Here is a 3,094-nt window from a genome sequence, read left to right as displayed (position 1 = left end):
GGCCGAGCTCGCGCGGGCGCGCAGGCAGCGAGCGGTGGCGCGCGACCTCAGGACGACGGCCCGTGCGGCGGTCAACGCGCGTGGCCGGCAGACGCTGGCCCGGCTGGTCGCCGCCCGTTCCGACGACAGGCTGGAGCGCCGGTTCGGACCGGCCGCGCAGCGGGTGTTCTTCGCCGGCATGGTCCGCGCCTTCGATCCAGGGATGGCCATGGGCTTCGAGGGCGAACTGGAGTTCCGCCTGCGCCGGGGCGAGGAGGAGACGCCCTGGACGATCGAGGTCCGCGACGGCCGGGCGCGCGTACGGCCGGAGCCGGCGCGCAGTCCCGTGGTGAGCATCCGGATCGGCGCGGCGGACTTCCTCCGTCTCCTGACGGGTGAGAAGCAGGCTCCCGCGCTCGCCCTCGACGGCAGGCTGGAGATCGACGGCGACCTCGCGTTCGCCCCGCGCATCGGGGAGATGTTCGGCGGGGTCTCGCCGTACTGACGGCGCCGCCGAGACCCAGCCATCGGTGAATTTCAACCTTCGTCCTCATAACGTTTGCCAACCATTCACGCTTCGGCGGCGTCAAGTTCTCGTACGCCCGTTCCGTCAGGGTGTCGGGGAAATCGGGCAATGGAGGACGTTGAATGCGAAAGCCGCTGATAAGTGCCGGATTGGCCGCGTTGGTCATCGCCGCCCTGGCGGCACCGGCCGGCGCCGCCGGCCAGGCGGGCTGGCGGGTCACCTACGTGAGCCCGGACACCGGCTACGACGACTACGGCCTGTACGACGTCGCGGCCACCGGCCCGCACGACGCCTGGGCGGTCGGCTCGCAGACGCTGGACGCCGACCACAGCGGCGGCACTCTGCTGCGCTGGAACGGCACCACCTGGTCCGCCGTCACCGTCCCCGGCGACACGGGCTCGTTCGGCAGCGTCGACGGATCCTCCCCGAACAACGTCTGGGTCATGGGGGCGACCAACGAGGGCGCCCAGGCGTCGTGGCACTGGGACGGCACGTCGTGGACGTCGGTGTCGACCGGTACGTACGACGTCGCGGACGTCGCCGTGGTCGGCCCGAAGAACGCCTGGGCGGTCGGGAACGACTACGAGGGCGGCACGGACGGCGGAAAGGCCCTCCACTGGAACGGGCGGAAGTGGAAGCAGGTCGCCATGCCCTTGACCGCGCGCAAGGTCGGCGCGGTCGCGGCGCATGACGTCTGGGCCGTCGGCGACGCCGGCGACCAGCCTGCGGCGGAGCACTGGGACGGCACGTCGTGGACGTCGTCGCCGATTCCGGAGGTGCCGATCCCGGAGGGGGAGAGCGGCTTCGCCTACTTCAACGACGTCGTCGCGGAGTCGAGTGACAACGTCTGGGCGGTCGGCCGGCTCTACTGGGGCGGCGGCGAGGAGCTCAAGCGCGTCAAGAAGGCGGGGAACGCCACCCTCGCCGAGGCCGAGCACAACCAACCAGTGATCATGCACTGGGACGGGGGCGAGTGGAGCCTTCGGCTCGGCGCCGACGGCGACTTCGCGCTGAGCGCGGGCGCCGACGGCCAGGGCGGCATCTGGTACTCGAGCTTCAACCACACCTTCGTCCACGTCGCCGCGGACGGCACCACGACCACCGTCCCCGTCGCCACGACCGGTGGACGTCAGGTGCCCTCGATCCGGCAGGTCGCCGGGGTCCCCGGCAGTACGACCATGCTGGCCGTCGGCGAGATCGCGCCCGTACCCGGCGGGGACGACCAGTCCTGGGACGGCGTCGTCGAGCAGTACCACTGAGAGGAACCCCCATGCGACGAAGCTTGACGGCGCTCACCGCGGCGCTGGCCGCCACCGCCACGGTCACCACGGCGGCCACCTCCCAGGCGGAGCCCAGGACGAAGGCGGGCAGGACGGACGTCACCTGGAGCGTCGCCCAGACCAACACCCTGCCGGGCGAGGACGGCATCAAGGCGATCAGCGTCGCGCCGACCGGGAGCACCTGGGCGGCCGGCTACCAGGCCTCGAACGGCAAGAGCGTCCCGCTCGTCCAGCACCTGCTGAACGGCAAGTGGACCACGGCCAAGAGCCCGAGCGGCGCGCTGGGTGAGATCGGCGCGCTGTCGGCCTCGTCCAGCAAGAACGTCTGGGCGTTCGGCACCACCGACGCCGGCACGTTCGCCGCCCGCTGGAACGGCAGCGCGTGGGCCCGGACCACGGTGACCACGAGCCGCTACGACGTCCAGGACGCCTCCGCCCTCAGCGCCTCGAACGTCTGGGCGGTCGGCGGGGACGAGACCCGTACCTCGATGCACTGGAACGGCAAGAGCTGGGCGAAGGTGGCCCTCCCGGCCTCCGCTCGCGCGATCGCGGGTGTCTCCAGCACTCACGTGTACGCGGGTGGCACCTACAAGAACCAGCCGGCCGTCATGCACTGGACCGGATCGGCCTGGAAACTCGCGGCCACCCCGAAGTTCACGCTGCCCGCCCAGGACGCCGTCGGCGTCATCAGCGACGTCTACGCCCCGTCGGCGAGCAACGTCTGGGCGTCCGGCGGCATCGACTGGTCCTGCGGCGAGGACGGCGACGACACCTGCACCCAGCCGATCCTGCTGCACTGGGACGGCGGGAAGTGGTCCTCGAAGACCTTCCCGCAGGGGTACGGCGGTTACACGCGGGTGACCGGCGACGGCGGCTTGGGCGTGTGGCTGCTGCGGGGCGCGTGGGACCCGCAGCTGACGCACGTCGTCGGCGGTTCGGTGACCAACGTGACCGCGCCGCGCCCGTCCGGCCACGACATCAACCTCACCGCGCTGGCCGTCAAAGGCTCGACCGTGTGGGCGGGCGGTGCCGCCTACCCCGAGGGCGATCCGGACGACCCGACCGGCAACGGGGTCTACCTCGTTACCGGCTGATTCCACACAACCTGCCAAAACGGGTCCGGTGCGCTCGTGCCGGACCTGTTTTGTGCCCGAGGGTCCCATGAGCGATGCTGTGTGCGTGTCAACGGAGACTCTGCCGGGCCCTGTCACCGGCACTGCCGAACTGCGCCGATTCCTGCACGGGTTGCCGGGTGTTGATCAGGTGGGTGTGGAGGAGCGGGCTGCTCGTCTGGCTACTCGGTCGATTA

3 protein-coding genes are annotated in these 3,094 nt (G+C 71.2%); all 3 read left to right on the top strand.

From position 1 onward, the window contains the following. On the top strand, positions 1–484 hold a 484-nt coding region (locus ACFFNX_RS46265), incomplete at its 5' end, for an SCP2 sterol-binding domain-containing protein (RefSeq protein WP_378212711.1). 143 nt (positions 485–627) lie between these two features. After that, complete coding sequence (locus tag ACFFNX_RS46260; RefSeq protein WP_378212710.1) at positions 628–1,764, top strand: WD40/YVTN/BNR-like repeat-containing protein; 1,137 nt, start codon at positions 628–630, stop codon at positions 1,762–1,764. A gap of 11 nt (positions 1,765–1,775) precedes the next feature. After that, positions 1,776–2,879 carry a hypothetical protein gene (locus ACFFNX_RS46255; RefSeq protein WP_378212709.1) on the top strand — a complete coding sequence of 368 codons (1,104 nt, stop codon included), beginning with the start codon at positions 1,776–1,778 and terminating at the stop codon, positions 2,877–2,879. Positions 2,880–3,094 lie beyond the last annotated feature (215 nt).

The sequence above is a fragment of the Actinoallomurus acaciae genome, assembly GCF_042429965.1.
In the GTDB taxonomy this organism is placed as follows: Bacteria; Actinomycetota; Actinomycetes; order Streptosporangiales; family Streptosporangiaceae; genus Actinoallomurus; species Actinoallomurus acaciae.
Note: the sequence above shows the minus strand (reverse complement) of the source record. Positions and strands in the feature narration are given on the sequence as shown.